This window comes from Streptomyces solicavernae (assembly GCF_029968095.1).
GTDB lineage: Bacteria > Actinomycetota > Actinomycetes > Streptomycetales > Streptomycetaceae > Streptomyces > Streptomyces solicavernae.
The window spans coordinates 1-1,138 of the sequence record NZ_JASCIR010000093.1 but is presented as its reverse complement, the minus strand read 5'-3'; the positions used below and the strand labels follow the sequence as shown (position 1 = coordinate 1,138).

Here is a 1,138-nt window from a genome sequence, read left to right as displayed (position 1 = left end):
CGGTTACGGCAGGTTGCGGGCCATGACGATGCGCTGGACCTGGTTGGTGCCCTCGTAGATCTGGGTGATCTTGGCGTCGCGCATCATCCGCTCGACCGGGTAGTCACGGGTGTAGCCGTAGCCGCCGAGGAGCTGGACGGCGTCGGTGGTGACCTCCATGGCGACGTCCGAGGCGAAGCACTTGGCGGCCGCGCCCTGGAACGTCAGATCGCTGTCACCGCGCTCGGACTTGGCGGCCGCCGCATACGTGAGCTGGCGGGCGGCCTCGATCTTCATGGCCATGTCGGCGAGCATGAACTGCACACCCTGGAAGTCGCCGATCGGCTTGCCGAACTGCTTGCGCTCGGTGACGTAGCCCTTGGCGTAGTCGAGGGCGCCCTGCGCGACGCCGAGGGCCTGGGCCGCGATGGTGATGCGGGTGTGGTCCAGGGTCTTCATCGCGGTGGCGAAGCCGGTGCCCTCCGCGCCGATCATCCGGTCCGCGGGTATACGGACGTTGTCCAGGTAGACCTCCCGGGTCGGGGAGCCCTTGATGCCGAGCTTCTTCTCCGGCGCCCCGAAGGAGACGCCCTCGTCCGACTTCTCCACCACGAACGCGGAGATGCCCTTCGTCTGCTTCTCGGGGTCGGTCACGGCCATCACCGTGTAGTACTCGCTGACGCCCGCGTTGGTGATCCAGCGCTTCACACCGTTGAGGACCCAGTGGTCGCCGTCGCGCACGGCCTTCGTCTTCATGCCGCCGGCGTCCGAGCCCGCGTCCGGCTCGCTCAGGCAGTACGAGAACATCCCCTCGCCCTTGGCCAGCGGCGCCATGTACTTCTTCTTCAGCTCCTTGGAGCCGGACAGGATCACCGGCAGCGAGCCCAGCTTGTTGACCGCCGGAATCAGCGAGGAGGAGACACAGACGCGGGCCACCTCCTCGATCACGATGACCGTGGCCAGCGCGTCGGCGCCCGCACCGCCGTACGCCTCCGGCACATGCACCGCGTGCAGGTCGTTCACGGTCAGCGCGTCCAGGGCCTCCTGCGGGAAGCGGGCCTCCTCGTCGACCGCCGCCGCGAACGGCGCGATCTTCGCCTCGGCCAGCGAACGCACCGCCTCCCGGAGCATGTCGTGCTCCTCGGCCGGACGGTAAAGG

Annotated in this window: 1 protein-coding gene; it reads right to left on the bottom strand. The window is 68.3% G+C overall.

Going from position 1 to position 1,138, the window contains the following annotated elements:
* Window positions 1-3 precede the first annotated feature (3 nt).
* On the bottom strand, window positions 4-1,138 hold a 1,135-nt coding region (locus QIS99_RS32125; RefSeq protein WP_282517286.1), incomplete at its 5' end, for an acyl-CoA dehydrogenase.